At 70.0% G+C, this 2,247-nt stretch carries 1 protein-coding gene; it reads right to left on the bottom strand.

What is annotated here, in order from left to right; all coding sequences use genetic code 11:
• Window positions 1–2,247 (bottom strand): ATP-binding cassette domain-containing protein (locus VGL85_RS08235; RefSeq protein ID WP_331587932.1); only part of this gene is annotated, 2,247 nt, incomplete at both ends.

Raw genomic sequence — 2,247 nt, 5'->3', positions numbered from 1 at the left:
CTGAGAGCGCGCTGACCCCTTCGGTGATCATGGTGTGCAGCCCCATCGGCATGGCTTCGACATCCGCCTCGAGGCCGGCCTGGCGCACCGCCTGCCAGACCTGCTCGACCGGGACCCGCACCGCACCGCAGATGTTGTCGTAGAGGCTGCCGGAGGTCAGCCGGCCGTTCTGCAGCACCACGCCGATCTGCCGGCGCAAAGCGCCAAGGTCCAGGCTGTCTATCGGCCGGCCGTCGAACAGAATCGCGCCGGACTGGGGCTGCTCGAAGCCAAGCAACAGGCGAAGCAGGGTCGATTTGCCACTGCCGGACGGGCCGACCACGGCGACGAACTCGCCCTGGCCGATCTTGAGCGACAAACGGTCGATCACCGGCGGCGCCCCGACCGCGTAGCGGAAACTGACCTGGCTGACTTCGAGCGCGCCGGATATCTCGCCCGGCGTATCGCGCCCTTCGGCGACTTCCAGCGGCTCGGTCAGGATCGGCCGCAGCCGGTCGAAGAAGGGCGCGGCGACCAGGGTCTCACCGACGGCGGCGCCCAGGGCCGCCATGGCCGCCAGCGCCTGGCCGAACGCCGCGAAGAAGGCCAGGAAGCGCCCCGCATCGATGGCCGGCTCGCTCGGAGATCGGGCCATGGCGAAGATCGCCACGCTGGCCAGGACCGGAAAGACGGCCTCGAAGGTGGCCAAACGGTTGGCTTGGCGCTGGGAAGCGATGAAGTGCGCCTTCTGCTCGGAAAACCGCCGCACCCAAAGGCCGAAAGCACGCGCCCCGGCGTCGGCGGCCCGCAGCTTGCCGACCCCGGTCAGCATCTGCAGCACCAGCCCCTGCGCCTTGCCCTGCGCGTCGAAATACCGGCGCTCGCGCCCCAGACGCACCGCCGAAACCGTGACGATGACGATGCCCTGGACCAGGATGAATGCAGCGGCGATCCAGGCAAGGCGGGCGTCGAAGGCGAACATCAAGCCCAGGCCAAACAGGCAGAACACTCCCGAGAGCAGCCCGCCGACCGCTCTACCGCTCAGCACGCGGCGGATTTCATCGACGCCCAGCACACGGTCGGCGAGGTCGCCGGCCGTGTAATTCTTGAAGAAGGTCGTGGGCAGCCGTAGCAGGCGGTCCATCACCGCGGCTTGTAGCACCCAATCACCCACGCCGCCGAGCCGCTGCAGCGCCACGCCCTGGATCGCCTGAAAGCCGGCCGCGGCGACAGCCGCGACGCCGAGGGCCGCCGCGCAAAAGGCCAGGGCGCTCAGGTCGCCGCGAGGTATGGCCTCGTCGACCAAGACGGCGGTGACTACCGGCGCGGCGAGGCCCAGCAGCGCCAGGCTCACGGCCGCCAGGATGATGCGAGACAGGTCCGCCCGCACCTGGCCCGCGACCCAAAGAAGCAGGCGACCGGCTGACAGAGGTCCTTCCGGCAGCGGCCGATAGAAAGCGGCGGCTTCGGCCGACAGTGTTTCGGCGGCGGCGTCATCCAGCGGGCGCCGCTGGCCTGTGTCCGGATCGACCAGGTCATAGCCGCGCCCAGGCGCTGGCAAGATGACCACGGGCTGGCGCGCATCGCCGAGCCAGGCGACCAGCGGCCCCACGTCCTGGCCACGCCAGCCGCCACGCAGCAGCGTCTTGCGTACCCGTAGGCCCGAGGCCCGAGCGATATCGGCGGCGGCCTGGAAGTCGCCGCGATCGGGCGACCGCGTCGAGGGTGGCTTCAGTGTGACGCCCATGGCCTCGCCAACAATGCGGCAGGCTGCGAGCAACGCATCTTCACCGACAGCGACCACAGGTCGCTGGGCTTCGGCGCCCGGAGCGACAATCCGCGCCAAGGCGCCGAACAGCCGTGCTTTTCGCGCCTCATCCGCGCCTTGCCGGTGGCCGAGCCTGATCGCCTCGCCCTCGGCCTCTCGCGCGAGCCGGTCATCGATCCGCATGGCCGCCCGGGCCTGGAACGCGTCGATCTTCTTCCAAAGCGCTGCGGCGGTCAGGTCCTCGGCCGCCGGCGTCGGTTCTCCGGACACCTGGCCGAGAGCGGCCAGCCAAGGCTCAAACGGCGCTGTGTCTTCCACCTGGCTCCGGTCGACACACTGAATCTCGCTGCCCTGGACGCCGACCGCGAGAAAAGCTGTTCGCCCGCTCGCCGCGCCATGGAGCGCCAGGCCCAAGACCACGCCGCCAGTCTCGACGCGAAACAGATGGCGCCGACCGCGCCCCGTGGGCTGCGCGAAGATGTCGATGGCGCCGCCGAGAA

It is taken from the genome of Phenylobacterium sp., assembly GCF_036501465.1.
In the GTDB taxonomy this organism is placed as follows: Bacteria; Pseudomonadota; Alphaproteobacteria; order Caulobacterales; family Caulobacteraceae; genus Phenylobacterium.
Note: the sequence above shows the minus strand (reverse complement) of the source record. Positions and strands in the feature narration are given on the sequence as shown.